Source organism: Catellatospora sp. NPDC049111 (genome assembly GCF_040648615.1).
Taxonomy (GTDB): Bacteria; Actinomycetota; Actinomycetes; order Mycobacteriales; family Micromonosporaceae; genus Catellatospora; species Catellatospora aurea.
On sequence record NZ_JBEZEB010000003.1, the window covers coordinates 195,992 to 222,470 of the forward strand.

The following is a 26,479-nucleotide window of genomic DNA, read 5'->3' on the forward strand; positions in this document are numbered from 1 at the left end:
AGCGCATGAACGAGGCTGACAGGTGAGCGACCTCAATGCCGTGTGGCTGGCTGCCACCGACGAGCTCGCTGACGAGATCGTCTCGGCGCAGCACCGCGCTTATCTCCGGCTCACCCAGGCTCTCGCGGTGGTCGACGACCTGGTGCTGCTGAGCGTGCCGGACGCGTTCATCCGCGACATCATCGAGACGAAGCTGCGCACCGCCATCACCGACACCCTGTCGCGGATCATGGGTCGGCCGGTGCAGGTGGCGGTCAAGGTGCGCCCCCCGGACGAGTCCTCGGCCCGGCCCGCGCCCCCGCCGCCGCCCCCACCCGCCGAGTACGCCCCGGTGGCGTACACCGCCCCCGTCTACACCCCGCCGCCCGCCGAGCACTCCATCGTGGCGCCGGCCGCCGACGGCGAGGACGCGCTGTTCGCCGTCCCGGTCCCGCGGCATCCCGAGGTCGCCCCGGTGCGCGCCGCCGTGCTGCGCACGCCCGACCGCGACGGCCCGTCCGACTCGGGCCCCGGCCGGGGAACCGGCCCGGTGGACAGCCGCGCCGTGCCGCACCCGCTCGCGGCGGTACGCGAGGAGCGCGAGCGCCGTCCCGGCGCCACCCCCGGCTCGGCTGCGGGCGACGCCGGCGGCAACAAGCTGAACCCGAAGTACCGCTTCGAGACGTTCGTCATCGGCTCCTCCAACCGCTTCGCGCACGCCGCATCGGTGGCGGTCGCCGAGTCCCCGGCGAAGGCGTACAACCCGCTGTTCATCTACGGCGGCTCCGGGCTGGGCAAGACCCACCTGCTCCACGCGATCGGCCACTACGCACAGGAACTCGGCCACGCCCGCAGCGTCCGGTACGTGTCGACGGAGGAGTTCACCAACGACTTCATCAACTCGATCCGCGACGACAAGGCCAGCGCGTTCCAGCGCCGCTACCGCGACGTGGACATCCTCCTGATCGACGATATCCAGTTCCTGGAGAAGCGTGACCGGACCCAGGAGGAGTTCTTCCACACCTTCAACACGCTGCACAACGCCAACAAGCAGATCGTCATCACCTCCGACCGCTCGCCCAAGGCGCTGTCGACGCTGGAGGACCGGCTGCGCACCCGGTTCGAGTGGGGCCTGCTGGCCGACATCCAGCCGCCGGACCTGGAGACCCGCATCGCGATCCTGCAGAAGAAGGCCGCCCAGGAGCGCCTGCACGCGCCGGCCGACGTGCTGGAGTTCATCGCGTCGCGGGTGTCGAACTCGATCCGCGAACTCGAGGGCGCGCTGATCCGGGTCACGGCGTACGCGAACCTGAGCCGCGAGCAGGTCAAGCTGTCGATCGCGGAGGAGGTGCTGCGCGACTTCATCCCCGACGACGCCGCCCCCGAGATCACCGCCGACCAGATCATGCTGTCGACCTCGGAGTACTTCGGCGTAAGCCTGGAGGATCTGCGCGGCCACTCGCGCTCGCGGGTGCTGGTCAACGCGCGCCAGGTGGCCATGTACCTGTGCCGCGAGCTGACCGATCTGTCCCTGCCCCGGATCGGACAGGCGTTCGGGGGACGTGACCACACCACGGTCATGCACGCCGACCGCAAGATCCGGCAGCAGATGGCGGAGCGGCGATCCCTCTACAACCAGATCGCCGAACTCACCAACCGCATCAAGCAGATCTAACGCGGCAGCGGCGACGGCCGCGTCGTCGGACCGCTCACCTGGACGAAGGCACCGTCGCGGTACGCGTACCCCCGCTCCTGCGGGGTGATGCGCTCCGCGCCGTCATCGTTGCCGTACCCCTCGAAACGCACGACGACCATGTCTCCGCGGACCGACACCTGTCCCGGATCGACCCACGGGAAGAAGTCGAAGGCCTTCGCGTCGAGCACGAACCCGAGCGGGCGGAGCGAGCCGTCGGTGACGGTCAGCGCCAGCACCTGCTTGCGGGTGAAGATCCCTTCGATCCGGCAGCTGACGAGCACCAGCAGTTCGTCTCCGGGCACCCGGTCGAGATCGGCGCGGGCGGGCGGGGACAGCTCGGCCACGGTCAGAAAGTTGTACGGGCCCTCCCGTTCCCTGCCGTCGACGAAGGTCCGGCGGCCCGCCGGGCACAGCGCCATCGCAGGCACCTCGAACGACGCGTTGCGCACCTCCGGCGCGACGAGGCCCGTCCCCGGCGACGGCACCGTCGGGGCTAGGGTCGCCGGCCGAGCGGTCACCGGGCCGGGTGAGGTGGACGGCGTGGTCACCGGCGGCGCGGCGGACCTGCCGACGACCACCACGGTGGCCAACAACCCACCCGCCAGCGCCAGGACCGTGGCGACCGACGCGACCACCCTGCGCCGCGCCCGTCGGCGCGAGGTGGCCAGCACCCGGGGATAGAGGTCGACCGGAGTCGCCTGCGCCGCGAGCTCGGCGAGTTGGGCGCGGAAGAGGTCGCTCATCGCAGCTTCCTGTCGCTGGTCGGGAGGTCGAGCAGATGCGGCGCGACGGTGCGGAGTCTCGCCAGCGCCTTGGCGGACTGCGACTTGACCGTGCCGACCGTGATGCCGAGCAGGTCGGCCACCTCTGCCTCGGTCCGGTCCTCGAAGTAGCGCAGCACCAGGACCGCACGCTGGCGGACGCCGAGCCGGCCGAGCGCCTCCTGCAGCGCGAGCCGGGTGACGGCTCGGGCCTGCTCGTCGACGGCGACGTGAGAGGAGGAATGGACCCCGGGTTCGGGCAGGAGGTCGGTCAGCCGCTCCGGGGCGCGCCTGCGGCGACGCCACCACGAGATCTGCAGGTGATACATGATCTTTCGGGTGTACGCCTCGGGGCTACCGTCCCAGACCCGGTGCCAGACCTGGTGGGTGCGGCTCAGCGCGTCGTTGACGAGATCCTCCGCCAGATGCTGGTCACCGGTCAGCAGGTACGCGGCCCGCAGCAGGGCCGGCGTCCGCGCCCGCACGTACGCCTCGAACTCGTCGGCGTGCGATGCACTCATCGGGATCCGCCTTGTGGGTAGAGGGTGTCCGGAGCCGGGTACGCCCCCTAGAAGTCGCCCACGACGGCGAAAGGTTGCCCGTTGTCCACAGCGTTCGTGGATAAGTCCGTGGATAACCCGGTGGATTGCCTGTGGATCCGCTGTGGACGGATGTGGACGAAGAATCCGCCGAAAATCTTGCTGTGGAAAGGGTGTGGACGCCCGTGTGGACGGAGCCCTTGATCCGTGGACAGCGAGCCATGATCGGTGGATATCGCTGTGGAGGACGTGGATGCCCGGTGTCCACAGTTTGGGGAGAACTGCTGGGGATTGCCGGTGGATAACCTGTGGACGCCAGTGGACAACCGGTGGACGAAGCCCCGGCTGTGGAGAACCGGGCCGGTTATCCACCGGCCGTCCACCGCTCCTCCACACCCCTGCATGCGTGCTGAACAGGGATTACGGCGTTAATCCACAGTTTCCACAGCACCGATGATGAAGACGGGAGTTATCTCTAAGAGAGAAATCAAGAAATCATCGGGGTTCGGGAAGTTGTGGATGCTCGGCCGCCGCCGATCCACAGGGGTCGCCGAGGGGAGATCGCCCGAGGGTCCTAAGGTTTCAGTGGTCAGCTTGGCAGCATCGACGTGACCACAGGAGGGCTGAGATGAAGTTTCGGGTAGAGCGTGACGCGCTTGCCGACGCCGTGGCCTGGACCGCCAAGAGCCTTCCGAGCCGGCCCTCGGTGCCGGTCCTCGCGGGTGTGATGCTGCGGGTCGCCGACGGCCGCCTGCACGTCTCCGGCTTCGACTACGAGGTCTCCAACCAGGTGGACGTGGAGGTGCAGGCCGACGCGGACGGCGCGACCCTGGTCTCCGGCCGCCTGCTCGCCGAGATCACCAAGGCGCTGCCGGCCAAGCCGGTGGAGATCGCCGCCGTCGGCGCGCACCTGGAGCTGGTGTGCGGCAGCGCCCGGTTCACCCTGCCGACGATGCCCGTCGAGGACTACCCGACCCTGCCGGAGTTGCCTGCCAGCGCCGGGCGCGTCGACGCCGCGGTGTTCGCCTCGGCCGTGTCCCAGGTCGCCATCGCGGCCGGCCGCGACGAGACGCTGCCGATGATGACCGGCGTGCGGCTGGAGCTGTCCGGGGACACCCTGGCGCTGCTCGCCACCGACCGCTACCGGCTCGCCATCCGGGAGATCTCCTGGACGCCGGACGACCCGGAGATCAGCGTCAACGCGCTAGTCCCGGCGCGCACCCTGGCCGACACCGCCAAGACGCTCGGCCCGACCGGCGGCGACGTCACCATCGCCCTCGCCGACGGCGGCAAGGGCGAGGGCATGATCGGTTTCCTGGGCGGTTCAAAGGTCGGCGGCTCCCGTCGGACCACCAGCCGCCTGCTCGACGGCCAGTCGTATCCGCCGGTGCGCTCGCTGTTCGCGCCCAGCTACGCCTCCGAGGCCCGGGTCACCGTGTCGGCGCTGGTCGAGGTCGTCAAGCGCGTCTCGCTGGTCGCCGAGAAAGCCACGCCGGTGCGCCTGAGCTTCAGCGAGGATGGTCTCGTGGTCGAGGCCGGCGGCACCGAGGAGGCGCGGGCGAGCGAGGCGATGGACGCCACCTTCACCGGTGAGTCGATGACGATCGCGTTCAACCCGCAGTACCTCATCGAGGGCTTGGGCGCGCTCGGCGCGCCGACTGCGGTGTTCTCGTTCAACGACCCGTTCAAGCCCGCGGTGATCACCCCCGCCGACGCCGACGGTGCGGTGATCCCCGGGTTCCGCTACCTGATCATGCCGATCAGGGTGGGCCGCTGACACAGCGGCCAGGCTCCAACGCACCAAGGGGGAAGACATGCAGCTCGGTCTGGTCGGACTCGGCAAGATGGGCGGCAACATGCGTGACCGCCTGCGCGAGGCGGGTCACGAGGTCGTCGGATATGACCGCAACCCGGCCCTGTCCGACGCCGAGAACCTGGCCGACCTCGTCGCCAAGCTGGCGGCGCCGCGCGCGGTGTGGGTGATGGTGCCCGCGGGCGTCACCGAGGCCACCATCGACGAGCTGGCTCCGCTGCTCAGCCCCGGCGACCTGATCATCGACGGCGGCAACTCGCGCTTCTCCTCCGACGGCCCGCGGGCCGGTCGGCTGAGCACGCGCGGCATCGGCTACATGGACGTCGGCGTGTCCGGCGGCGTCTGGGGCAAGGAGAACGGCTACGGCCTGATGGTCGGCGGTTCCGACGAGAACGTCGCCCGGATGATGCCGGTCTTCGACGCGCTCAAGCCGGCGGGCGAGTTCGGCTTCGTGCACGCGGGCCCGGTCGGCGCCGGCCACTACGCCAAGATGGTCCACAACGGCATCGAGTACGGCCTGATGCACGCCTACGCCGAGGGCTTCGAGCTGCTGGAGGCCTCCGAGCTGGTCACCAACGTGCCGGGCGTGTTCCGGTCGTGGCGCGAGGGCACGGTCATCCGGTCCTGGCTGCTCGACCTGATGGACCTCGCGCTCACCGACGACGAGCACCTGGAGAAGCTGAAGGGCTACGCCGACGACACCGGCGAGGGCCGCTGGACCGTCGAGGAGGCCATCCGCCTCGCCGTGCCCATGCACGTCATCTCCGCGTCGCTGTTCGCCCGCTTCGAGTCCCGCCAGGACGACTCCCCGGCGATGAAGGCGATCGCGGCGCTGCGCAACCAGTTCGGTGGCCACGCCGTGCAGCAGGCCGGCTGAGTTGTACGTCAGAAGGCTCGAACTCGTCGACGTCCGCTCGTATCCACGGGTGGGCGTCGACCTCGAGCCGGGGCCGAACGTGCTGATCGGCCCGAACGGGGTGGGCAAGACCAACCTGGTCGAAGCGCTCGGCTACATCGCCACGCTGGCCAGTCACCGGGTCTCCACCGACGCCCCGCTGGTGCGGGTGGGCGCGAGCAGCGGTGTGATCCGCTGCGCGATCGTGCACGAGCGTCGCGAGCTGCTGGTCGAGCTGGAGATCGTGCCGGGCAAGGCCAACCGCGCCCGGCTCGGCCGGTCTCCGGCCAAGCGGCCCCGCGACATCCTCGGCGCGCTGCGGCTGGTGCTGTTCGCACCGGAAGACCTGGCCCTGGTGCGCGGTGAGCCCGACCAGCGGCGGCGTTACCTCGACGACCTGCTCACCGCCCGGCAGCCCCGGTTCGCCGGGGTGCGCGCCGACTACGACCGGGTGCTCAAGCAGCGCAACGCCCTGCTGCGCACCGCGTACCTGAGCCGCAAGGTCGGCGGAGCCCGCGGCGGCGACCTGAGCACCCTCGAAGTGTGGGACACCCACCTCGCCGAGCACGGGGCGCAGTTGCTGCGCGCCCGCCTCGGCCTGGTCGAGCAGCTCGCGCCGTACCTGGAGGACGCCTACCAGCAGGTCAGTGCCGGGGTCGGCAAGGCGGTCGCGGAGTACCGTGCCTCGGTGCCCGAGCCGACACCCGAGGCGATGCTGGCCGCACTGGCCGAGGTGCGCGCCGACGAGATCGCCCGGGGCACCACGCTGGCCGGGCCGCACCGCGACGACCTGGTGCTCCGCCTCGGCGACCTGCCCGTCAAGGGCTACGCCAGCCACGGCGAGTCCTGGTCGTACGCGCTCGCGCTGCGGCTGGCCGGCTACAGCCTGCTGCGCGCGGACGGCATCGAACCCGTGCTCATCCTCGACGACGTCTTCGCCGAGCTGGACACCGGCCGCCGCGAGCGGCTGGCCCAGCTCATCAGTGACGCCGCGCAGGTGATCATCACGTGTGCGGTCGAGGCCGACGTGCCCGCCGCGCTGCGCGGCGCCCGATACTTCGTGACTCCCGGGGAGGTGAGCCGTGGCTGACGCCGTACCCCCCGCGGAGCAGAACGGTCCGGAGCTGGCACGGGCCGCGCTCGACGCGGCGCTCAAGAAGCGCGCGGCGCGCCACCAGGCCGCAGCCGAGGCGCGGGCCAAGGGCGAGAGTCCCGCCCGCTACCGGCCGCGTGGCTACTCCGGCCCCGGGCCCGACCCGCGCGACCCGGCGAAGCTCGGCGACGTGCTGTCCCGGCTGATGAAGGCGCGCGGCTGGCAGCGCCCGACGGCCGAGGCGACCGTGTTCGGCGAGTGGGAGAAGTGCGTCGGACCCGACATCGCCACCCACAGCCGCCCCGTGAAGCTGGAGAACGGCGAACTGACCGTCGAAGCCGAGTCCACCGCCTGGGCGACCCAGCTCCGCCTGCTCGCCCGCACCATCCTCACCCGCATCGCGGGCACCGTGGGCAACAACGTCGTCACCAAACTCCACATCCACGGCCCCGCCGCCCCTTCCTGGTCCCACGGCCGCAAACGCGTCCGCGGCACTGGCCCCGGCGACACCTACGGCTGACCCGCCGCGAAGCAAGGGCACCTTCACATCGCCATACGTAGAGGAAGGTGCCCTTCTTAACGTGCCCGGTGGGCGCGGCGGGCGATGATCGCTGGTTCGGGTCAGGATGTGCGTTCGAACCGCACATCCTGACCACAGACGGCGATCATGAACCGGCCGACTCGCTGGTGCCGGAGGGACGGATCTTTGGAACCTCGGTGGCGGGTGGGGCATCTGAGGGCCATGCGGAGACTGTGGGGACATCTTGCGGCGCTGCTGGTGCTGACCTCGGTGCTGGTGGTCGGGCCGTCAGGGGCGGCGTGCGCGTGCAGCTGCGCCGAACCCGATCCGGTGGAGAACACAGCCTGGGCCGACCTGGTTTTCGTCGGGGTGGTCGTCGACGTCGACCGGCCCGCGTTCAGCATGTCGTCCGGCGACCTGATGACCGCCCGCCTCACCGTCGAGCAGGTGCGTAAAGGCGACGCGCAGGGTCACGTCGAGGTGAAGACCCCGGTGGAAGGCCCGAGTTGCGGTTTCGACTTCGTCGAGGGCAACCGCTACCTGGTGTACAGCCGCGAGGGTCAGACCAGCCTGTGCTCCGGCAATCAACTGCTCGGCGCGGCTCCCGAGGTCGAGTTGGAGGGCGACGTGCCGGTCGCCGTACTGCTCGGCGGCGGTGCCGTGGTGCTGCTCGCCGCGTTCGCGCTCTGGTGGGTGCTGCGCCGCCGTTCGGCGCAGCCGGCGTCCGGCCCCACGGAGGCCGGGACCGGGCAGGCGGCCGTTGCCGGGCAGGCGGACCCCGACCCCGTAGGACAGGACGAGGCCCGCCCGGATGGTCAGGACTCGGCGTAGACGGCGAAGCCGCGGTCGGCGCAGCGGCGGTAGAACTGGGCCAGCACTCCGAACTCCGACAGCGGGAAGCTCCACTGGGGGTCGCCGTCGGTCTCCTCGCGCAGCGCGTCGAGGCGCGTTTCGAGCCAGCGCAGCTGCTGCTCGGGGAGTCGGGAATCGGTCAGTGCGGCACGAAGCACCGCGGCGACGCTGTCGAACGTGACGGTGTCGCCGTGCGGTGCGTGGCCCGCGACGAACTTCTCCAGGCCACCCGCGATCCAGGCGCAGCCGTCGGGGTCGATGACCGGGTCCTCGTCCTCCTCGGCGGCCTCGGTGGCGTAGAGCACACCCTTGAGTCCGAGCAGCAGATCGACGACCTCGGTGTAGGCCGTGGCGCGGACCGTGCCGGTGCGGGCGATGTGACCCGCGAGCGCGGCGGTCGGCGCGGCGGTGCTCGGCTGTTCGGCCAGCTCGGCGAAGTCGACGAATTCCGCGGGCGCCACCGGGTCGTAGAAGCGGCCCGTGGCCGGCCACTGCACCGCGACGTTGTCCAGACCCATGTCAGCCTCTCGAGCGCTTGAGTTCCAGGCCGTGCGCAACTTACGGCATACGGAGGACATTGCGCGACCCTCTGAACCGGTGCTTCTGGGCCCGCTCGCCAGCGGCCCTCGGGAGCATCACGTCCGTGGGGGGAGTTGCGACCGGAGGCTTTCGGGCGGCTACGGGGCTGTGAGGGCCTCGAAACGACGTTCTGTGGGTGCCGCGTGCGGCAGATGTCGGCACTACACAGTAGGATCGACAGCGAGAGCAGAACACTGGGTGGACCGTGTACGCGACACCGGTGGGTTGTCCCGCACACCGCAGGTCCGCCCTGTGTTGCGCCGTGTGTCACCCCCCGTCCCGCGTATGCCTGCCCGGCGAAGCCTGTCCCCGGTGCCTGGGTATGCGGACGCGGTGGGACAGGACTGGTTGTCGTCCCCGTCGCCCCGAGCGGCGGAGGAGGGATTGAGAGTGGCAACGCCGAAGCAGAACGACAAGGCCTACAACGCGTCATCGATCACGGTCCTGGAAGGCCTGGAGGCGGTACGCAAGCGCCCCGGCATGTACATCGGCTCCACCGGTGAGCGGGGCCTGCACCACCTCGTGTGGGAGGTGGTCGACAACGCCGTCGACGAGGCGCTCGCCGGCTTCTGCGACACGATCTCCATCACGCTCACCAAGGACGGCGGGGTGCGCGTCGTCGACAACGGCCGCGGCATCCCGGTCGACATGCACCCGGTGGAGAAGCGTCCGACCGTCGAGGTCGTGCTGACCGTGCTGCACGCCGGCGGCAAGTTCGACGGGCAGGCGTACGCCGTCTCGGGCGGTCTGCACGGCGTCGGCATCTCCGTGGTGAACGCGCTGTCCACGCGCATCGACCTGGAGATCCACAAGGACGGCTTCGTGTGGCGGCAGCGCTACAACAACTCCAAGCCCGAGCCGCTGGAGAAGGGTGAGGCGACCAACCGCACCGGCACCAGCGTCACGTTCTACCCGGACCCGGACATCTTCGAGACGGTCGAGTTCAACTTCGAGACCATCTACCGCCGTGTGCAGGAGATGGCGTTCCTCAACCGGGGGCTGACCATCGCGCTGCGCGACGAGCGCGCGCTGGCCACCGACGGCGAAGAGGCCGAGATCCGCGAGGTCACCTTCTGCTACAAGGGCGGCATCGCCGACTTCGTGCGGCACCTGAACAACACCAAGAGCCCCATCCACAAGTCGGTGGTGGAGTTCGGCGCCGACGGCGAGGGCATGGCCCTTGAGATCGCGATGCAGTGGAACGAGTCGTACGGCGAGTCGGTCTACACCTTCGCCAACACGATCAACACGCACGAGGGCGGCACGCACGAGGAGGGCTTCCGCGCGGCGCTGACGACCATCGTCAACAAGTACGGCGCGGACAAGAAGATCCTCAAGAGCGACGAGAAGCTCTCCGGCGAGGACATCCGTGAGGGTCTGGCCGCGATCATCTCGGTGAAGCTGGCCAACCCGCAGTTCGAGGGTCAGACCAAGACCAAGCTGGGCAACACCGAGGTCAAGAGCTTCGTGCAGAAGGTCTGTAACGAGTGGCTGGCCGACTGGCTGGAGCGCAACCCGGCCGAGGCCAAGACCATCATCACCAAGGCCTCGCAGGCCGCCCGTGCCCGCATCGCCGCCGCGCAGGCGCGCAAGCTGGCCCGGCGCAAGTCGCTGCTGGAGTCCGGCTCGATGCCGGGCAAGCTGGCCGACTGCCAGTCCACCGACCCGAAGATGTGCGAGCTGTTCATCGTCGAGGGCGACTCGGCCGGCGGCTCGGCCAAGCAGGGTCGCGACCCGCGGGTGCAGGCCATCCTGCCGATCCGCGGCAAGATCCTGAACGTGGAGAAGGCGCGCATCGACAAGGTGCTGCGCAACAACGAGGTCCAGGCACTGATCACCGCCCTGGGCACCGGCATCCACGACGAGTTCGACATCGAGAAGCTGCGGTACCACAAGATCGTGCTGATGGCCGACGCGGACGTCGACGGCCAGCACATCCAGACGCTGCTGCTGACGCTGCTGTTCCGCTTCATGCGCCCGCTGGTCGAGCTGGGGCACGTGTACCTCGCGTCGCCGCCGCTGTTCAAGATCAAGTGGAACAAGAAGGGCGACGACGCGCAGTACGCCTACTCCGACCGCGAGCGGGACGGCCTGATCCGGCTGCGCCAGGAGACCAAGCCGAACGCCAAGCCGGACGACATCCAGCGGTTCAAGGGTCTGGGCGAGATGAACTACCCGGAGCTGTGGGAGACCACGATGAACCCGGGCACCCGGACACTGCGTCAGGTGACCTTGGACGACGCGGCAACCGCAGACGAACTCTTCAGCGTGCTGATGGGCGAGGACGTTGAGGCACGCCGCTCGTTCATCCAGCGCAATGCGAAGGATGTCCGCTTCTTGGACATCTGAGCCGGGACGGATGTCCGAGTTTGGGCATCTAAGGCCAGGAACCTGCCGACCTGTGGATAGACACACTGTTTATCCACAGGTCGGGCCCTGATCCACAGCGTTATCCACAGCTTCCTCAGCTTCATACGCAGGAAAAGAGTTTTAGACAGTGAGCGAGACTCCTGACCCTCGGCCGGAAGAGGTCGGCGTGCACGGCCGCATCGAGCCTGTCGGGCTCGAGGTGGAGATGCAGCGGTCGTACCTCGACTACGCGATGAGCGTCATCGTCGGCCGGGCGCTGCCGGACGTGCGCGACGGCCTCAAGCCCGTGCACCGCAAGATCCTCTACGCGATGTACGACGGCGGCTTCCGCCCCGACCGCGGCTACTTCAAGTGCGCCCGCGTCGTCGGCGAGGTGATGGGTAACTACCACCCGCACGGCGACACCGCGATCTACGACTCGCTGGTCCGCATGGCGCAGCCGTGGTCGCTGCGCTACCCGCTGATCGACGGCAACGGCAACTTCGGCTCGCCGGGCAACGACCCCGCCGCCGCCATGCGGTACACCGAGTGCCGGCTGTTCCCGCTCGCGATGGAGCTGCTGCGCGACATCGACGAGGACACCGTCGACTTCATCCCGAACTACGACGGGCGCAACCAGGAGCCGACGATCCTGCCGGCCCGGTTCCCGAACCTGCTCGTCAACGGCTCCGAGGGCATCGCCGTCGGTATGGCCACCAAGATCCCGCCGCACAACCTGCGCGAGATCGGCCAGGCCGTCCAGTGGTGCCTGGCGAACCCGGAGGCCACCGAGGCCGAGGTCCTCGAGGCCGCCATCGGCATCGTGAAGGGCCCGGACTTCCCGACCCGCGGTCTGATCGTCGGCACCAGCACGATCGAGGAGGCGTACCGCACCGGTCGCGGCTCGATCCGCATGCGGGCCGTGGTCGAGGTCGAGGAGGACAAGAAGGGGCGCGCCTGCCTCGTCGTCACCGAGCTGCCCTACCAGGTCAACCCGGACAACCTCGCCGAGCGCGTCGCCGAGCTGGTCAAGGAGGGCAAGCTGGGCGGCATCGCGGACATCCGCGACGAGTCGTCCGGCCGTACCGGCATGCGCCTGGTGCTCGTGCTCAAGCGCGACGCCGTGGCCAAGGTGGTGCTGAACAACCTCTACAAGCACACCCAGCTGCAGGAGACGTTCGGCGCGAACATGCTGGCGCTGGTCGACGGCGTGCCGCGCACGCTGAACCTGGCCCAGTTCCTGATGTACTACGTCAGCCACCAGATGGAGGTCATCCAGCGACGGACGGCCTTCCGCCTGCGCAAGGCCGAGGAGCGGGCCCACATCCTGCGCGGTCTGGTCAAGGCGCTGGACATGCTGGACGAGGTCATCGCCCTCATCCGTCGCTCGCCGAGCGCGGAGGAGTCGAAGACCGGCCTCATGGCGCTGCTCGACGTCGACGAGATCCAGGCCACCGCGATCCTCGACATGCAGCTGCGCCGCCTGGCCGCGCTGGAGCGTCAGAAGATCATTGACGAGCTCGCCCGGATCGAGATCGAGATCGCCGACCTCAAGGACATCCTGGCCAAGCCCGAGCGGCAGCGGAAGATCATCTCCGACGAGCTCGGTGAGATCGTGGCCAAGTGGGGCGACGACCGGCGCACGAAGATCATCCCGTTCGACGGCGAGGTCTCCATGGAGGACCTCATCGCGCGCGAGGACGTCGTGGTGACCATCACTCGAACCGGGTACGCCAAACGGACAAAGGTTGACCTGTACCGCTCGCAGAAGCGGGGCGGCAAGGGCGTCTCCGGCGCCACGCTGCGCCAGGACGACATCGTCAGCCACTTCTTCGTCTGCTCGACGCACGACTGGATCCTGTTCTTCACGAACAAGGGCCGGGTCTACCGCGCCAAGGCGTACGAGTTCCCCGAGGCCTCGCGCATCGCGAAGGGCCAGCACGTGGCCAACCTGCTCGCCTTCCAGCCCGACGAGCAGATCGCCCAGGTGATCGAGATCCAGAACTACGAGGTCGCGCCGTACCTGGTGCTGGCCACGAAGAACGGTCTGGTCAAGAAGACCGCGCTGGCGGAGTTCGACTCCAACCGCAGCGGCGGCATCATCGCGATCAACCTGCGCGACGACGACGAGCTCGTCGGCGCGGCCCTGATCGCCGCGGAGGACGACCTGCTGCTGGTGAGCAAGCAGGCCCAGGCCATCCGCTTCAACGCCACCGACGAGGCACTGCGCCCCATGGGCCGCGCCACGTCGGGCGTCATCGGCATGCGCTTCGGCGACGGCGACGAGCTGCTGGCCATGGAGGTGGTCCGGGACGGCATGGATGTCCTCGTGGCGACCAACGGCGGCTACGCCAAGCGCACCCCGATCGACGAGTACCCGGTGCAGGGCCGGGGCGGAAAGGGCGTACTGACCGCAAAGATCACCGAACGCCGTGGCGGACTGGTGGGTGCGGTCGTTATCAGCCCGGAAGACGAGCTCTTCGCTATCACGAGCAACGGCGGAGTTATCCGAACTCCGGTGAAGCCCGTGCGGCGGACGCGCGATCGGAACACAATGGGTGTCAAGCTGATGGACCTCCCAGAAGGCGTAACCCTCGTCGCCATTGCCCGCAATGCCGATGAGCCGGACGAACAGGACTAGTGCATGACGGAGACACAGGCGATGTCGGAGACCGCGGGGGCTCCGGCGAGTCCGGTCGAGAAGGACGGCGGCGACGCCGCCTCGTCGACCGGCCGGGCGGCCGTAGGCCGCGCGACAGTCCCCGCTGATCAGTCCGAGCCGACCCCGGCCCGGTCCGCGACCGGGGGTGACGAGCCGGCCGGCAGCACCGCTGCTGCTGCCGCCACGACCACCACCGGCACCTTCACCCGGCCGGCGGGCATGCCCGTCCCGGATTCGGAGCCCACGGGCGCCATCGCGACCTCCGACCGGCCGGCGACGGCCACCGGTCGGGCCGCGGCCGGCTCCTCGACGCTGCGCTCGGTGGTCAACAGCGCCAGTGCCGGCGCGGTACGGGTCACCGAGGCCGTGCGTGCCGCTCGGACCAGTGCCGGCTCGGCCGCCTCGCGCGGCCCGCGCCGGGCCCGGCTGAGCATCAAGCGCATCGACCCGTGGTCGGTCATGAAGTTCTCGTTCGCCGTGTCCTTCGTGCTCCTGGTCGTCATCGTGGTCGCCACCTCGGTGCTGTACCTGGCGCTGGACGCGATGGGCGTGTTCAACTCGCTGAACACGACCCTGGCCGATCTGTTCGCCTCGAACGGCAGTGCGGGCGACTTCCGCATCAGCGCCAGCGCGGTGATCGGGACGTCGGCCATCCTGGGCGCGATCAACGTGGTGCTCTTCACCGCGCTGATGACCCTGGGCGCGTTCATCTACAACGTCTGCGCCGACCTGGTCGGCGGCGTCGAGATCACGCTCGCCGAGCGCGACTGACCTCACGCCACACCACAGCGGTCCGCGGCTCGCCCACGGACCGCTGTGGTGCGCCCGCACCCCGCGCGGGCCGGCGTCTTTCAAGATCGCTGTTTGCGGTCAGAACCTTGCGTGAGACAGCAGGTTCTGACCGCAAACAGCGATCTTCCGGCTCGGCCGGAGCCCGAACGGGACACGCCACGCGGGGAGGGGATACCGGTTTGGAAGAGCCGAGACGGGTGCGGTAAGGTTCGTTGTCGCACGGGGCTATAGCTCAGTCGGTTAGAGCGCAGAGCTGATAACTCTGAGGTCGCTGGTTCGATTCCAGCTAGCCCCACTCCCGAGCGTAAGGTGCTCATCATGTGGAAGAAGTTGCTGATCGTCGCCGGAGTCGGCGTGGCGGTCGCACTGGTCGCCAAGAAGCTCAAGGCGGCCAGCGACGAGCGGGAACTGTGGCACGAGGCCACCACCGCACCCGACCTCCGCTGAGTCAGACGGGCCGAGCCCGTCCCTCGGGGCCTTAGCTCAATTGGCAGAGCACCGCCTTTGCAAGGCGGGGGTTAGGAGTTCGATTCTCCTAGGCTCCACTCACTGCCCAAGCTGGTCACCGCCGTCATTCGGCGAGTGGCCAGTTTCGTTTTCCGGGTCAGGAAGATCCAAAGTCAGCATTTCGCCAGCGGCAGGCATGAGCGAGGTGGCAGGTTCAGTGTCCTGCATCGGTCTTGACCTCGTTTGCGAGTTCGCCCACCGTGACGATGCACCGTACCGGGGTGGGCCGCGACGAACGAGCCCAAGCGGCGGAATTCAAGCGGAGACCTTGCGCTTGAGCAACAGGAACTGCACAGGCACACATTCTCGGTGCATGTTGTTGTCGTCCACCGGTGTTGTTTGAACAGGTCCTACCGCCTCCCAGCCTTGCTGGCCGAGGGCGTTCAAGGCTAGTACCCATTCCTCGACCGACTTGGCCAAGTGATCCATCGGAGATGGTAAATAATTTCCCATGCCGTGGTGGACCGGAAATATGGCGTACTCCCATCGATCGCTCACTGGCAGAGGGTCGCATCCGTCTCAACGATTGACCATCGGGGATACGGCCCTTCAACCGGCTCGTGCGGCTGGTCGGTCAGGTGAGCAGTCGCCTTCCAACGGCTCACCGAAGCGGATACCGGCTGGTACGTCAGCCTGGTTGTGGGAGAACGACGCGCAGTCCATGAGGAACCCGGCGCGCTGCTGACCCGGTGTCCAACCACGGTTCGGTCCTACTCGGTACGGAAGGCCGCGGGTTCAACTTCCGGTGCCGCGCTCTGTGCCGTGGGGTCAGGCGTACGTGTCGAAGAGGGCGTTGCGGAAGACGGGAAGGGGATCGATCCGGGATTTGGCGGCCATCGCGGCCTCCCAGCCCGGGTAGGCACGGCGTACCTGCTCGCGCGCGGCGTGCAGCCGGTACGGCAGGTAGAAGGTCCCGTTCACCTCCAGCGCCGCGTCGACCAGTTCCCGGGTCAGCGCCCGCATCCGGGCGTCCGCCTCCGCGGTGCGTTCCTGCCGGAAGTTCATGACCAGCCCGAACACGTCCTCGCGGGCGTACGCGAGCACGCTGCGGGTGTCCGCCGTACGTCGCGGACGGTGACGTTGAGCAGTTCCTGCCCCGAGCGCTGGATGATCTCGCGGGCGCTGGCGATGAACTTGGCCAGCGTCGCATGCGGCACGAAGTACTCGTGGAGGATGTCGGACGTCTGCTCGGAGTGGTCCGCGAACACGGCCGCGGGCTGGTTCTGGATGCTGTTGCGGCTGAGCGGCCCGGCCAGCCATGGTGCGGCCTCCCGTTCCAGGGTCCAGCGCAGCATCTTGCCCAGGCCGCTGCCGGCGGAGTTGCGGAAGACGGCCCGCTGCAGCGACGAGGTGTCCGGGCCGGCCAGCGGCAGCACGGTGCCGACGGTGCCCGCCTCGGGCGTGAACCGGACGATGATCGCCTCTTCGAGGAAGCTGCGCGGGTCGACCGACAGCCGTCCGTACGCCATCTCGGCGGTCGAGTCCGAGCCCGGCACGAGCCGGGTGAACTCCTCGACGTAGTCCAGCGCGGGCACGCTGTCGAAGTGCGGGACGTAACGCGCGTTGGGCCACACCTCCAGGTCGGCTTCGAGGATCACCCCGAACATCCCGTAGCCGCCCAGCACCAGCCCGAACAGTTCGGCGTTCTCGGCCGGCCCGCAGTCGACGACCTCGCCGGAGGCGGTGAGCAGGCGCAGCCCGCGTACCGTGCTCGCGATCGGCGGGTGGCCGGCGTGCCAGCCGTGGCAGTTGACAATGAGCGAGCCGCCGACGGAGAAGTCGTGGTTCGACTGCATGACCTTGGGCGAGAACCCGGCGGCGTTGAGCACCGGGATCAGGTCGCGCCAGGTGGCGCCCGCGCCGACCCGGACGACCCGGGCCGCGCTGTCCAGGGAGATCCGGTTCATCGGGCGGGTATCGAGCACCCAGCCGCCGGCCAGCATGCTCTGCCCGCCCATCGAGTGGCGTACCCCCGCGACGGCGAGGGCCGGATCGTCCCCGGCGGTGATACGGCGCAGTAGTGGGCCGACCACCCGTGCCGTTTCGTCCGGGTCCGGGGCTGCGTACAGGACACCGCGGACCGCGGTCGGGTTGATCCGGCTGGCGTCGTCGAGCAGGGCGCCCGGCGGCGGCCCCGGCGGGATCACGCCCTCCGCGGCCCAGTCGCTGACCGCGAGGGTGGCGGCGCTGCCCAGGGCCAGTGCCCCGGCCGCGGTGGCGCCGTGGGTGAGCACCTGCCGCCGCGTCGGACGCCACCGCGTCATGCCGCCACCTCCGGGTGGGTATGGGGGACCGGACTCTTTCTACCGCCGGAGTCCGTCGTGCACAGGCGGGCGAACGGCCAGGAACCTGATGCGCCGCAATGGGCCGTGAACTGCGCACACACATACCGCGGAAAATGAGGTTGCCTCGTCGACTCGGCGCCAATACGGTATGCCCACACCAAGAACGACACCGCTAGAAAACGGACCGGAGACAGACATGAGCAGCTTCTCGAACGCGATGCAGCGGCTGACGCCGTGCGTTCAGTGCGCCATGCCCGCCGCCGCCCGACGCGGTGCGGGTTATGGCTGGGAACTCGTCCCCGGACGAGGCGGATGGCGCTGCTGACGCGCCATGACAAGCGGCTTACGCCGCCCGCCTCCGGACTCGGAAGCGGGCGGCGTTTTCGTTATCCGGCAGCTGTGAGCAGTGAAGACAGCACGAAGCCCCGGCCCCGGCCGGTGATGTCGCACCTTGAGAACTCCACAGTGGATGGCGTAAGAGAAAGCGTGTCGCATTTCGCGGCGCAGCGGTCGATTCGGCTATGGGTAGGCCTCCGCGCTCTCGACGCGGGAAAGCGGGTTCGAGTCCCGCATCGACTACGCAAGGAAAGAAGCTCGCGGTTGTCGCACAACGGCAGTGCGCTGCCTCGCCATGGCAGAGATCCGGGTTCGACTCCCGGCTACCGCTCCGTATCCATCACAGCATTCCAGGAGGTGACCCGATGAACGCAGTACTCGTCCTCAACGCCGATCTCGGCCCGCTCCACCGGGTCAGCCTGCGTCACGCCCTGCGCATGCTGTGGCGGCAGGTCGCGGTGGTGCACGAGGCTGAGCCCGACCAAGCCATCGGCGTCTGGCCGATCCCGAAGGTGGTGCGCCTGGTCAGCTACGTGGTGACCCGCTGGCGTTACCACGGCGGGCCGACCTGGTCGCGGCGCGGCGTGCTCGCCCGTGACCAGCACCGGTGCGCTTACTGCGGCGGTCCGGCGTACACCATCGACCATGTCATGCCCAGCTCCCGGGGCGGACGTAACACCTGGCTCAACACGGTGGCCGCCTGTGGCGGCTGCAATCAGCGCAAGGGTGACCGTACGCCCGCCGAGGCGCGGATGCCGCTGCGGTTCAACCCGTCGGCACCCTCGTGGACGGTGCTGGCCAGGCGCTGACAAGAGCTGCGGGGACCACGGGGGTCCTGCGGCTCCGGGCTGCGGGATGGGGGTCCCGCAGCCTGTTCCGTAGTCCAACGGCAGGACACCTGACTCTGGATCAGGGAATCGAGGTTCGAATCCTTGCCCGCGAGCGTTGTACACGGGCCTGTAGCTCATCTGGTAGAGCGCCGCTCTTGCAAAGCGGAGGCGGCCGGTTCGACTCCGGCTGGGTCCACGGTTCCACCCGCCCTGATGGCGCAACTGGACAGCGCACCGGTCTACGAAGCCGGGGGTTGCAGGTTCGAATCCTGCTCAGGGCACGCAGTGAAGAACGGGATGTGGCGCAGCTTGGTAGCGCGCTGCACTGGGGGTGCAGAGGTCGTCGGTTCGAGTCCGGCCATCCCGACCAGCAAGTCCACGGCGCGGTGGACGAACGGAAGAGTCACCCGCCTTTCAAGCGGGAGTGTTGCGGGTTCGAATCCCGTCCGCGCTGCTCGAAGGCAACACCACGCGGATGCGCCGACGTAGGAGAGTCGGGCCTGGCTGTAAACCAGGTGCTCTGCTGAGGGAGTTCGAATCTCCCCATCCGCACGTTCTCGGCTTCGTGACGTCCCGGGTGGGGCGCTCCGTCTGCAAAACGGATGGTCTCGGGTTCGACTCCCGGCGAGGCCTCTTTCGCTACGCCATCCACCGTGGGTTCCCGCTGCTCGGTTATGGTGCCCGAGTGATCACGAAAGTCGACGTGGCCGACGCGGCCGCCCGCATCGCCGGGCGTTTCCGGCGTACGCCGCTGGCCTCGATCGAGCCCGGCGGGCTGTTCGGCACGACCTGGCTCAAGTGCGAGTACATGCAGCACACCGGCAGTTTCAAGGCGCGCGGTGCGCTCAACCGGGTGCTCGCGGCGCAGCAGGCCGGCGAGCTCGACCCGGCGGTCGGCGTCGTCGCGGCGTCGGGCGGCAACGCGGGGCTGGCGGTGGCGTACGCGGCCCGGGCCTGCGGGGTGCCCGCGACGGTATTCGTGCCGGCGACCGCTCCCGCCTTCAAGGTCGGCAAGTTGCGCGGCCTCGGTGCACGGGTGGAGCAGCACGGCACCGAGTACGCGATGGCGTACGAGGCCGCCGTGAAGCATGCCGCGGACGCGGGTGCGGTGTACTGCCACGCGTACGACCAGGCGGAGATGGCTGCCGGGGCCGGGACGATCGGGTTGGAACTGCTGGCCGACATTCCCGGCGGGTTCGACACCGTGCTCGTCGCCGTGGGCGGCGGCGGCCTGATGGCGGGGCTCGCCACCGCGGTGGCAGGCCAGGCCAGGGTGGTCGCCGTCGAGCCCGAACGCGCGCCGAGCCTGCGCGCCGCGCTCGCGGCGGGACGACCGGTGGACGTCGCGGTGTCCGGGGTCGCGGCCGACTCGCTGGGCGCACGCCGGGTCGGCGACATCGCGTACGCGGTCGCGGTCCGCGACGGGGTGCACAGTGTGCTGGTCAGCGACGACGACATCGTGGCCGCCCGCCGCGCGCTCTGGGCCGACCGGCGCATCGTGCTCGAACACGGGGCCGCCGCCGCACTCGCCGCCCTGAGCGGCGGCGCCTACCGCCCCGCCCCCGGCGAACGCGTCGTCGTCATCGCCTGCGGCGCCAACACCGACCCCACCGACCTCTGACCTGCGGGGTCAGAAGACCTGCGTGAAGTATTCGCGGCTGAGGATGCGGAAGTAGATCCAGGACGGGAGCTTGTCGTAGCCGGGCTGGACGGCCTGCAGGACGGTGACCTGGCTGACGTGGGCGTCGAGGGCGGCGCGTTTCTCGCTCGCCACGCTGTCGATGGTCATCGCGACGGTCGGCGCGGGCAGGCCCTGTGCGGGGTCGGTCGGGTACATGTCGCGGAAGGTGGGGGACAGGTCCTTCGCCACCGAGATCATCGACTCGGGCAGGGTGGCCTGGTAGAAGTGCTTGACCGGAAAGTCCGGGGCATGCCGCCGGGTGTTCAGCACCGTCTTGACCCACACCCCGACCTGGGCGTGATCCGGGTGGCCGTAGAAGCCGACCCGGTCGTCGAAGCTGATGACGACGCTGGGCCGGTACTCGTCGATCAGGTTCGAGATGGTCTTCTGCGCCTCGTCGGCGTCGGCCGCGGGCAGGCCGCTGTCGCGGAAGTCGAACAGCTCGACGTTGTCGGCCCCGAGCACCTTGCCGGCGTTGTCCGCCTCGACCGTACGCCGCTGCGCGAGGTCGGACAGGGAGGTCTTGGGCACGTTCGCGGCCTCACCGCGGGTGAGGTACGCGATGGTGATCTCGGCGTCGGCCTCCTCGCTCATCCGGCGCAGCGAGCCCGCCACGGTGATCTCGTCGTCGGGGTGCGCGAAGATCGCCAGCAGCCGCTTGGGGGCGCTTTCCGGGAAAAGGCTGTCGGTCAGCGGCACCGAGGTGTCGTTGACGTACCGGTTGAGGCCGAAGACGGTGACCACCGGCAAGACCAGCAGGCATGCCAGCACCGACAGGAGGATCTTGTTTCGCCGGGTGACGCGCATGTGCTGTTCCGTTCCGAGGGGGTGGGCGGAACCCGCCGCTCCCGGCGCGGCGACCCGCCACACCCGGACCAGGCCTGCTCCGGTCGGACCACCTTAATGGGTGTTCAGACTCGTCAGCGGGCCGGACCGCGATAACGCAGGAACGCGGGCACGGCCAGAGCGAGCGCCGTCATCGCGACGATCACGAGCACGCCGCCGCCGGCCACCGCCGCACTCGCCCCGGCCACCGGCACCGCGACGCCGTGCAGCAGGTCGGCCAGGCGCGGCCCGCCCGCCACCACGACGGTGTGCACGCCCTGCATCCGGCCGCGCATCTCGTCGGTCGCCGCGGCCTGCAGGATCGCCCCGCGGAACACCATGGAGACCATGTCGGCGACGCCAGCGATGCCCAGGAACACCACGGCCAGCCACAGTGAGCTGCTCATCCCGAAGCCCGCGATCGCCGCACCCCAGGCGCAGACCGCGATGACCAGCATCAGCCCGTGCCGGCGTACGTGCGAGAACGTGCCGGAGAGCAGGCCGCCGAGCAGGGCGCCGATCGGGATCGCGGCGTAGAGCAGACCCAGCGCGAAGTTCTCGTCCACGCCGGGGAACGCGGTGTCGGCCAGCTGCGGGAACAGCGCGCGGGGCATGCCGAAGACCATGGCGATGACGTCCGCGGCCATGGAGACCATGAGCAGCCGGTGGGTCGCCAGGTAGCGGAAGCCGTCCAGGATGTCGCCCAGCCCGGCCCGGCGGGCGACGCCCGACAGCGGGGGAAGCGACGGCAGCCGCCAGACGGCGTACAGCGCGGCGCACAGCGCGATGGCGTCGAACAGGTACAGCAGGGGCAGGCCGAGCAGCGGGATCAGCGCGCCGGCCAGCATCGGGCCGACGATCTGGCCGCCCTGCATCACGGTCGAGTTCAGCGCCCCGGCCGCGGGCAGTTCCGCGGCGGGCACCAGCCGGGCGACCGATGCGGTGCGGGCCGGCATGTTCATGCCGAACAGCGCCTGCTGCACCGCGACCAGCACCAGCAGCAGCGGGATGGAGCGTACGTCCAGCGCCGCCTGCAGCCAGAAGACCACGCACAGCAGGGCGATGCCCGAGTTGGTGAACAGCAGCATCCGGCGGCGGTCGACGGTGTCCGCGATCGCGCCGCCCCACAGCGCGAAGACGATCAGCGGGGCGAGCCCCGAGATGCTGGCGATGCCGACCCAGACCGAGGAGCCGGTCATGTCGTAGATCTGCTTGGGCACCGCGACCGCGGTCAGCTGGCTGCCGAGGGCGGTGACGATGGTCGAGGTCCAGAGCCGGCGGTACGGCCGGTGCCGCAGCGGCCGGGTGTCCATGAAGAACCGGCGACGCTGCGCGGGAACGGCCGTGCCCGGTTCGGCCTGCTTCTCGGCTACCTCGCTCACGCGCAGAACCTTAGCCGAGCAAACGATCTGCGGGCCAGGGCTGGTGACCGAGGCAACGGGCCTGCGAAGAATATTCAGTCGGCGGCGGCAACCTTCCGCGCGGAGCACGCATCTTGCAGGTCGTCAATACGGCAGGAACACCTCGCCTGCCGCCACTCCTCATTCAACGGGGGCATACGTGGTCGACTCGCCATCAGCGGAGTTCGACAGCTTCATCCGACACCGCTCGCCGGCGCTGCTGCGCGCCGCCTACCTGCTCACCGGGGACCAGCATCTGGCCGAAGACCTGGTGCAGTCCGCACTCGCCCGCACCCACCGGTCCTGGCGGCGGCTGCACGACAGCGGCAACGCCGAGGCGTACACCCGCAAGGTCATGTATCACCTGCAGGTCGCCTGGTGGCGCCGCGGCAAGGTCGCCGAGGTGCTGCCCGGGGAGCTGCCCGAACGCGGGCGCGGCGGGGATCACTCCGGTGCGTCGGCGCTCAAACTCAGCCTGCGTGCCGCACTGCTGAAGCTGTCCGACAAGCAGCGGGCGGTGCTGGTGCTCCGCTTCTTCGAGGACCGGACGGAGGCCGAGGCCGCCGAGGTGCTCGGCGTGTCCGTCGGCACCGTGAAGTCCCAGACCGCCAAGGCGCTCGCGCGGCTGCGTGTGATCGCCCCCGAACTGTCCGACCTGCACGTCGCGAACGGAGCTGCCCGATGAACGCCCCGATGGACAACCTGCGGTCCGGCCTGGCAAACCTCGCCGACGACGTGAACCCGGTGGACCTGCGCGACCGCGCGCTGCGGACCTCGCACCGGATCGGCGTGCGGCGCACCGTGCTGACCTCCGCGCTGTCGCTGGTCCTGCTGGGCAGCGCCGGCGTCACCGCCGTCGCGATGACCGGCGGGGGCGGCGGAGACGTCGTTCCAGGCGCGACGGCTTCCGCCTCGGTCGCGCCGCCGTCACCGTCCGCCGCCGCACGACCCGCGGTGACGGGCGACTACTACTTCCTTCGGGCGGTGGGGGCCACGAAACTCGAACTCCACGTGCAGCGGGAGACCTACCCGTGCGGCACGCCGGAGCCGGGGACCTGCGAGCCGGTCACCCGCACCGAGAAGCTGCGGACGATCACCCACCCGGCCGACGACCGCTGCCCGTCGAACTCGATCGTCGTGTCGCCCGACGGCCGGCAGGTCGCGTGGGTGGTCAGCGCCGGTGACTCGTACGGGAGCGGCGGCGACCTCATGATCGCCGACACCCGCGGCGGGCAGGCGCAGAAGCGGGGCAGCACGGTGATGTGCCTCGGCACCCGGGGCCTGGTGTGGACGCCGGACTCCACCGGCCTGTACGTCGGCAAGGTCAGCAACACCGCGACCGCCGGCGTGGTCGAGGCGAGCACCGGCAAGTTCACTCCGCTGGAGCGCGAGGCGTGGGTGGAAGCGCAGACGCTGGCCACCGGTCCGTTCCGGGGTACGGTCGCCGACGGCCGGCTGACCGTCACCACGGCAGACGGCACCGCGCCGAGGTCGGTCGCCTACCAGCCCGAGCACGACACGGACGTGGTGGTGATGGCCGTGTCCCAGGACGGCCAATACGCGTCGGTGAGCACCGGGGGCAGCGATCCCAGCCGGCAGCTGAACGTCGCCGACGTCATCGACATGACCACGGGCAAACCGGTCGAGTTCCCGGTCGGCAAGGTCTCCCGGGTGTGGTTCCAGGCGGACGGTTCGCTGGCCGTGGGCGTGGCGGGTGATCCGGGCAAGCTCTACCGCCTTGCCCCGGACCTGCGGGTGATCTCCGAGATCACGGTCGACGGGGCCGCCGTCGAAGGCCGGCTGCCGTTCCAGGTGATCCTCGGCTGAGCGGGCCAGGGCACGCCGCTGCCAGGCGAGGCGAAGCGGTGCGGGACTGCGGTCCCGCGCCGCCTTTTGCATGTTCGGCCAGTGTCTGGCTTCGGCCGGCCACCGTAGGCTCCGCGGCCATGGGCATCCTGGGACGGATCGAGAACTGGCGGGCGAAGTTCTTCGTGTGGATCGGCCTGCCGGTCATCGCGGCGATCGGCCTGCTGTACGGCACCCAAGATCTGGTGCCGGCCTGGCAGGCGCACTCCGGCAGCGGCACTCCCGGCCTGTTCACCGCGATGCGCGAGGACTGCGGCAAGTACAGCTGCTCTTTCTACGGCGAGTGGGAGACCGCTGACGGCAGCACCCGCAAGGACGTCATCCTGTACGACGAGCCGGACTCGATGCGGGTCGGCAAGACCGTCGACGCGCTCGACACCGGTGCCCGCAAGGGCGTCTTCGCCACCGCGGGCGGCTCCACGTATCTGCTGATCACAGGGTTCACGCTCGCGGGGATCGCGGCGGCGATCGGCTGGGTCTTCGTGGTGGTCCGCGCCCTGCGCCGGCGGCAGGCGAAGGCGCGGGCGAAAGAGGACGACAAGGCGCTCTTCCGCATCGGCAGTTGACGATCTTGTTTCACGTGAAACATCGACAAAACGGATGAAAAAGGGCCCCCCATTCCGGGGGCCCTTTCGTGTCGTGCCGCAGGTCAGATCGTGCAGGAGTCGTCGTCGCACACCGCGCCACGCGGCGTCGGCAGGACCGTGAGCGGTGCCTTGCCCTCGCGGCGGTGCACCTCGTCCAGCACCTCGCGCAACGTGGACGGGTCCTGTGCGCCGCTGATGCCGTACTTGCCCGCGAAGACGAACATCGGCACGCCGGTGATGTCGAGTTCACGGGCCATGGCGAGCTCACCCTGCACCTCGGCGACACCATCGGTCGAGTCGAGCAGCGTGCGCATCTGCTGCTCGTCGTGGCCGAGTCCGGCCGCGACCGCCGCCAGCACGGCACGGTCGCCGATGTCGAGGCCGTCAGTGAAGTGGGCCCGGTGCAGCGCCTCGACCATCGGCCGCTGCTCGCCGTGCTGACCGGCCCACCAGATCAGCCGGTGGGCGTCGAAGGTGTTCGCGTTGATCGCGCGGTCGAAGTTCATGGTCAGACCTTCGCCCTTGCCGACCTCGGTGACCTGGGTGAACATCCGCCGGACGTTCGACTCGCCGCCGTAGCGCCGGCCCAGCCACTCCACCAGCGGCCCGGACTCGGCCGACGGGTCGAGCTGGAAGGCACGCCAGGTCAGGGTCACCGGCTCGGCGAAGCCGTCGAGCGCCTTCAACAGGCGCTGCTCGCCGATCCAGCACCAGGGGCATACGACGTCGGAGTAGATCTCGATCTGCACGTCCCCATGAAACACGGTGGCGAGGGGTTCTGTTCCCCACACCGCGCGCGGGTGTGCGCAAGGGCACTACCCGCCGGTAGGCCCGGCGGTGGCAAGATGTCGCGGTGAGTTGGAGCAGGTATGTGGCGCTGGGGGACAGCTTCACCGAGGGCATGGACGACCCGTACGCCGACGGGGTGTTCCGGGGCTGGGCCGATCTGGTCGCCGGGCGGCTCGGCCAGGTGACCCCCGGGTTCGGTTATGCCAACCTCGCCATCCGCGGGCGGCTGTTCGACGGCATCGTCGGCGAGCAGCTCGAACCGGCGCTGGCCATGAAGCCCGACCTGATCAGCTTCGCGGCCGGCGCGAACGACGTGCTGCGCCGCAAGTGCGACCCGCCGACCCTGATGGCGCGGTTCGACGCGACCGTGGCCAGGCTCCGGGACACCGGCGCGGACGTGCTGCTGTTCCGGTTCGCCGACGTGATGTCGCGGCTGCCCGGCAACAACCTCGTCGCGCCGCGGATCCGGTACCTCAACCAGGCCGTCGGCGAGGTCGCCGACCGCAATGGCGCGCGCCTGGTCGACCTGTGGAACGACCACGAGTACGCCAACCCCGCGTTGTGGAGCATCGACCGGCTGCACCTGTCGGCGGCCGGGCACCGGCGCACCGCCGCCCACGTGCTCGCGGCGCTCGGCGTGCCGACCGACCCGACCTGGTGGGACGTGCCGCCCCGGCCGACGGTGAAGTCCTGGCCGGCGGCCCGCGCCGACGACCTGGCCTGGGCCGGCCGCTACCTCGCCCCCTGGATCAAGCGCCGCCTCACCGGCCGCTCCTCCGGCGATACCGTCACCGCGAAACGCGCCGAGCTCGGTCCGATCGATCCCACCGCCTGACCACCGGG

At 69.6% G+C, this 26,479-nt stretch carries 25 protein-coding genes and 11 tRNA genes; 27 read left to right on the plus strand and 9 right to left on the minus strand.

Annotated features, from left to right (window positions below):
• Positions 1 to 22 precede the first annotated feature (22 nt).
• On the plus strand, positions 23 to 1,654 hold the full coding sequence (gene dnaA / locus AB0B66_RS05715; protein WP_360523439.1) for a chromosomal replication initiator protein DnaA: 1,632 nt from the start codon (positions 23 to 25) through the stop codon (positions 1,652 to 1,654).
• Here dnaA and AB0B66_RS05720 read toward each other — a convergent pair.
• Together AB0B66_RS05720 and AB0B66_RS05725 are read right to left on the minus strand one after the other, a co-directional pair.
• The gene (locus tag AB0B66_RS05720) at positions 1,651 to 2,418 is read right to left on the minus strand and encodes a hypothetical protein (RefSeq protein WP_360523442.1); all 768 of its coding nucleotides are present in this window, start codon (positions 2,416 to 2,418) and stop codon (positions 1,651 to 1,653) included. The two genes, dnaA and AB0B66_RS05720, sit on opposite strands and share 4 nt — an antisense overlap.
• Positions 2,415 to 2,957: a SigE family RNA polymerase sigma factor gene (locus tag AB0B66_RS05725; RefSeq protein WP_360523445.1), complete on the minus strand. Its 543-nt coding sequence runs from the start codon at positions 2,955 to 2,957 to the stop codon at positions 2,415 to 2,417. Before AB0B66_RS05725 ends, AB0B66_RS05720 begins: the two co-directional genes overlap by 4 nt.
• A 646-nt stretch (positions 2,958 to 3,603) precedes the next feature.
• Between AB0B66_RS05725 and dnaN the strand changes: the two genes are divergently transcribed.
• The 5 genes from dnaN to AB0B66_RS05750 all read left to right on the plus strand — a co-directional run bounded on the left by dnaN (position 3,604) and on the right by AB0B66_RS05750 (position 8,127).
• Positions 3,604 to 4,752: a DNA polymerase III subunit beta gene (dnaN, locus tag AB0B66_RS05730; RefSeq protein WP_360523448.1), complete on the plus strand. Its 1,149-nt coding sequence runs from the start codon at positions 3,604 to 3,606 to the stop codon at positions 4,750 to 4,752.
• 37 nt (positions 4,753 to 4,789) lie between these two features.
• Positions 4,790 to 5,665: a phosphogluconate dehydrogenase (NAD(+)-dependent, decarboxylating) gene (gene gnd / locus AB0B66_RS05735; RefSeq protein WP_360523451.1), complete on the plus strand. Its 876-nt coding sequence runs from the start codon at positions 4,790 to 4,792 to the stop codon at positions 5,663 to 5,665.
• 1 nt (position 5,666) lies between these two features.
• The gene (gene recF, locus AB0B66_RS05740; RefSeq protein WP_360523453.1) at positions 5,667 to 6,773 is read left to right on the plus strand and encodes a DNA replication/repair protein RecF; all 1,107 of its coding nucleotides are present in this window, start codon (positions 5,667 to 5,669) and stop codon (positions 6,771 to 6,773) included.
• Positions 6,766 to 7,296 carry a DciA family protein gene (locus AB0B66_RS05745; protein WP_360523456.1) on the plus strand — a complete coding sequence of 177 codons (531 nt, stop codon included), beginning with the start codon at positions 6,766 to 6,768 and terminating at the stop codon, positions 7,294 to 7,296. The genes recF and AB0B66_RS05745 overlap by 8 nt, the downstream gene beginning before the upstream one ends.
• 222 nt (positions 7,297 to 7,518) lie before the next feature.
• Positions 7,519 to 8,127, plus strand: coding sequence for a hypothetical protein (locus AB0B66_RS05750; RefSeq protein ID WP_360523459.1), 609 nt, complete (start codon positions 7,519 to 7,521; stop codon positions 8,125 to 8,127).
• On the opposite strand, the gene AB0B66_RS05755 is transcribed toward AB0B66_RS05750, so the two are convergent.
• A complete protein-coding gene (locus tag AB0B66_RS05755; protein ID WP_203695040.1) occupies positions 8,112 to 8,666 on the minus strand; it encodes a hypothetical protein in 555 nt (184 codons plus the stop codon). The genes AB0B66_RS05750 and AB0B66_RS05755 overlap by 16 nt on opposite strands.
• 451 nt (positions 8,667 to 9,117) lie before the next feature.
• Between AB0B66_RS05755 and gyrB the strand changes: the two genes are divergently transcribed.
• The 6 genes from gyrB (at position 9,118) to AB0B66_RS05785 (ending at position 15,075) form a co-directional block, all read left to right on the plus strand.
• The gene (gene gyrB, locus AB0B66_RS05760; protein WP_360523463.1) at positions 9,118 to 11,076 is read left to right on the plus strand and encodes a DNA topoisomerase (ATP-hydrolyzing) subunit B; all 1,959 of its coding nucleotides are present in this window, start codon (positions 9,118 to 9,120) and stop codon (positions 11,074 to 11,076) included.
• A gap of 148 nt (positions 11,077 to 11,224) precedes the next feature.
• A complete protein-coding gene (gene gyrA, locus AB0B66_RS05765; protein WP_360523466.1) occupies positions 11,225 to 13,717 on the plus strand; it encodes a DNA gyrase subunit A in 2,493 nt (830 codons plus the stop codon).
• Positions 13,718 to 13,720: 3 nt separating this feature from the next.
• On the plus strand, positions 13,721 to 14,509 hold the full coding sequence (locus AB0B66_RS05770) for a DUF3566 domain-containing protein (RefSeq protein WP_360523469.1): 789 nt from the start codon (positions 13,721 to 13,723) through the stop codon (positions 14,507 to 14,509).
• Positions 14,510 to 14,751: 242 nt separating this feature from the next.
• Positions 14,752 to 14,825 (plus strand) — tRNA-Ile (locus AB0B66_RS05775).
• A 23-nt stretch (positions 14,826 to 14,848) separates the two neighbouring features.
• Positions 14,849 to 14,977 (plus strand): DLW-39 family protein, encoded by a 129-nt coding sequence (locus AB0B66_RS05780; RefSeq protein WP_239167697.1) that lies wholly within the window; start codon positions 14,849 to 14,851, stop codon positions 14,975 to 14,977.
• 25 nt (positions 14,978 to 15,002) lie between these two features.
• Positions 15,003 to 15,075: transfer RNA gene (locus tag AB0B66_RS05785), tRNA-Ala, on the plus strand.
• A 217-nt stretch (positions 15,076 to 15,292) separates the two neighbouring features.
• On the opposite strand, the gene AB0B66_RS05790 is transcribed toward AB0B66_RS05785, so the two are convergent.
• The 3 genes from AB0B66_RS05790 to AB0B66_RS05800 form a co-directional block, all read right to left on the minus strand.
• On the minus strand, positions 15,293 to 15,535 hold the full coding sequence (locus tag AB0B66_RS05790; protein ID WP_360523472.1) for a hypothetical protein: 243 nt from the start codon (positions 15,533 to 15,535) through the stop codon (positions 15,293 to 15,295).
• A gap of 270 nt (positions 15,536 to 15,805) precedes the next feature.
• Positions 15,806 to 16,081: a hypothetical protein gene (locus AB0B66_RS05795; RefSeq protein WP_360523475.1), complete on the minus strand. Its 276-nt coding sequence runs from the start codon at positions 16,079 to 16,081 to the stop codon at positions 15,806 to 15,808.
• Entirely contained in the window at positions 16,039 to 17,301 is a 1,263-nt protein-coding gene (locus AB0B66_RS05800; protein ID WP_360523477.1) for an FAD-binding oxidoreductase, read from the minus strand. Before AB0B66_RS05800 ends, AB0B66_RS05795 begins: the two co-directional genes overlap by 43 nt.
• Positions 17,302 to 17,830: 529 nt before the next feature.
• Between AB0B66_RS05800 and AB0B66_RS05805 the strand changes: the two genes are divergently transcribed.
• The 11 genes from AB0B66_RS05805 (at position 17,831) to AB0B66_RS05855 (ending at position 20,109) form a co-directional block, all read left to right on the plus strand.
• Positions 17,831 to 17,901: transfer RNA gene (locus tag AB0B66_RS05805), tRNA-Glu, on the plus strand.
• A gap of 17 nt (positions 17,902 to 17,918) precedes the next feature.
• Positions 17,919 to 17,989: transfer RNA gene (locus AB0B66_RS05810), tRNA-Gly, on the plus strand.
• A gap of 34 nt (positions 17,990 to 18,023) precedes the next feature.
• Entirely contained in the window at positions 18,024 to 18,467 is a 444-nt protein-coding gene (locus AB0B66_RS05815; protein ID WP_360523480.1) for an HNH endonuclease, read from the plus strand.
• A 67-nt stretch (positions 18,468 to 18,534) separates the two neighbouring features.
• A tRNA-Gln gene (locus tag AB0B66_RS05820) sits at positions 18,535 to 18,601 on the plus strand.
• A gap of 10 nt (positions 18,602 to 18,611) precedes the next feature.
• Positions 18,612 to 18,684: transfer RNA gene (locus AB0B66_RS05825), tRNA-Ala, on the plus strand.
• 11 nt (positions 18,685 to 18,695) lie between these two features.
• Positions 18,696 to 18,769: transfer RNA gene (locus AB0B66_RS05830), tRNA-Arg, on the plus strand.
• A gap of 12 nt (positions 18,770 to 18,781) precedes the next feature.
• Positions 18,782 to 18,858, plus strand: a tRNA-Pro gene (locus AB0B66_RS05835).
• Between the two features lie 10 nt (positions 18,859 to 18,868).
• Positions 18,869 to 18,942: transfer RNA gene (locus AB0B66_RS05840), tRNA-Glu, on the plus strand.
• 17 nt (positions 18,943 to 18,959) lie between these two features.
• Positions 18,960 to 19,040 (plus strand) — tRNA-Tyr (locus AB0B66_RS05845).
• 7 nt (positions 19,041 to 19,047) lie between these two features.
• Positions 19,048 to 19,121, plus strand: a tRNA-Cys gene (locus AB0B66_RS05850).
• Positions 19,122 to 19,173: 52 nt separating this feature from the next.
• Entirely contained in the window at positions 19,174 to 20,109 is a 936-nt protein-coding gene (locus tag AB0B66_RS05855; protein ID WP_360523483.1) for a threonine/serine dehydratase, read from the plus strand.
• A 9-nt stretch (positions 20,110 to 20,118) separates the two neighbouring features.
• Here AB0B66_RS05855 and AB0B66_RS05860 read toward each other — a convergent pair whose 3' ends face one another.
• Both AB0B66_RS05860 and AB0B66_RS05865 read right to left on the minus strand, forming a co-directional pair.
• Positions 20,119 to 20,976, minus strand: a complete 858-nt coding sequence (locus AB0B66_RS05860; RefSeq protein ID WP_360523486.1) for a PIG-L family deacetylase — start codon at positions 20,974 to 20,976, stop codon at positions 20,119 to 20,121.
• 113 nt (positions 20,977 to 21,089) lie between these two features.
• Positions 21,090 to 22,376 (minus strand): MFS transporter, encoded by a 1,287-nt coding sequence (locus tag AB0B66_RS05865; protein WP_360523489.1) that lies wholly within the window; start codon positions 22,374 to 22,376, stop codon positions 21,090 to 21,092.
• A gap of 178 nt (positions 22,377 to 22,554) precedes the next feature.
• On the opposite strand from AB0B66_RS05865, the gene AB0B66_RS05870 reads away from it, so the two are divergent.
• The 3 genes from AB0B66_RS05870 (at position 22,555) to AB0B66_RS05880 (ending at position 24,826) form a co-directional block, all read left to right on the plus strand.
• Positions 22,555 to 23,079 (plus strand): SigE family RNA polymerase sigma factor, encoded by a 525-nt coding sequence (locus AB0B66_RS05870; RefSeq protein WP_360523492.1) that lies wholly within the window; start codon positions 22,555 to 22,557, stop codon positions 23,077 to 23,079.
• Positions 23,076 to 24,221, plus strand: a complete 1,146-nt coding sequence (locus AB0B66_RS05875; protein WP_360523495.1) for a hypothetical protein — start codon at positions 23,076 to 23,078, stop codon at positions 24,219 to 24,221. The genes AB0B66_RS05870 and AB0B66_RS05875 overlap by 4 nt, the downstream gene beginning before the upstream one ends.
• A gap of 119 nt (positions 24,222 to 24,340) precedes the next feature.
• A complete protein-coding gene (locus AB0B66_RS05880) occupies positions 24,341 to 24,826 on the plus strand; it encodes a hypothetical protein (protein WP_360523498.1) in 486 nt (161 codons plus the stop codon).
• An 83-nt stretch (positions 24,827 to 24,909) separates the two neighbouring features.
• Here the strand turns inward: AB0B66_RS05880 and AB0B66_RS05885 are convergent, their stop codons facing one another.
• Positions 24,910 to 25,596: a DsbA family oxidoreductase gene (locus AB0B66_RS05885; RefSeq protein ID WP_360523501.1), complete on the minus strand. Its 687-nt coding sequence runs from the start codon at positions 25,594 to 25,596 to the stop codon at positions 24,910 to 24,912.
• Between the two features lie 104 nt (positions 25,597 to 25,700).
• Between AB0B66_RS05885 and AB0B66_RS05890 the strand changes: the two genes are divergently transcribed.
• Entirely contained in the window at positions 25,701 to 26,471 is a 771-nt protein-coding gene (locus AB0B66_RS05890; RefSeq protein ID WP_360523504.1) for an SGNH/GDSL hydrolase family protein, read from the plus strand.
• Positions 26,472 to 26,479: the final 8 nt, after the last annotated feature.

What these genes read in the sequence shown, in the direction of transcription:
- AB0B66_RS05720 (WP_360523442.1), bottom strand. Translation starts at nt 2,418, where the DNA reads ATGAGCGACCTCTTCCGCGCCCAACTCGCCGAGCTCGCGGCGCAGGCG.
- AB0B66_RS05725 (WP_360523445.1), bottom strand. Translation starts at nt 2,957, where the DNA reads ATGAGTGCATCGCACGCCGACGAGTTCGAGGCGTACGTGCGGGCGCGG.
- dnaN (WP_360523448.1), top strand. Translation starts at nt 3,604, where the DNA reads ATGAAGTTTCGGGTAGAGCGTGACGCGCTTGCCGACGCCGTGGCCTGG.
- gnd (WP_360523451.1), top strand. Translation starts at nt 4,790, where the DNA reads ATGCAGCTCGGTCTGGTCGGACTCGGCAAGATGGGCGGCAACATGCGT.
- AB0B66_RS05750 (WP_360523459.1), top strand. Translation starts at nt 7,519, where the DNA reads ATGCGGAGACTGTGGGGACATCTTGCGGCGCTGCTGGTGCTGACCTCG.
- AB0B66_RS05755 (WP_203695040.1), bottom strand. Translation starts at nt 8,666, where the DNA reads ATGGGTCTGGACAACGTCGCGGTGCAGTGGCCGGCCACGGGCCGCTTC.
- AB0B66_RS05770 (WP_360523469.1), top strand. Translation starts at nt 13,721, where the DNA reads ATGACGGAGACACAGGCGATGTCGGAGACCGCGGGGGCTCCGGCGAGT.
- AB0B66_RS05780 (WP_239167697.1), top strand. Translation starts at nt 14,849, where the DNA reads ATGTGGAAGAAGTTGCTGATCGTCGCCGGAGTCGGCGTGGCGGTCGCA.
- AB0B66_RS05800 (WP_360523477.1), bottom strand. Translation starts at nt 17,301, where the DNA reads ATGACGCGGTGGCGTCCGACGCGGCGGCAGGTGCTCACCCACGGCGCC.
- AB0B66_RS05815 (WP_360523480.1), top strand. Translation starts at nt 18,024, where the DNA reads ATGAACGCAGTACTCGTCCTCAACGCCGATCTCGGCCCGCTCCACCGG.
- AB0B66_RS05860 (WP_360523486.1), bottom strand. Translation starts at nt 20,976, where the DNA reads ATGCGCGTCACCCGGCGAAACAAGATCCTCCTGTCGGTGCTGGCATGC.
- AB0B66_RS05875 (WP_360523495.1), top strand. Translation starts at nt 23,076, where the DNA reads ATGAACGCCCCGATGGACAACCTGCGGTCCGGCCTGGCAAACCTCGCC.
- AB0B66_RS05880 (WP_360523498.1), top strand. Translation starts at nt 24,341, where the DNA reads ATGGGCATCCTGGGACGGATCGAGAACTGGCGGGCGAAGTTCTTCGTG.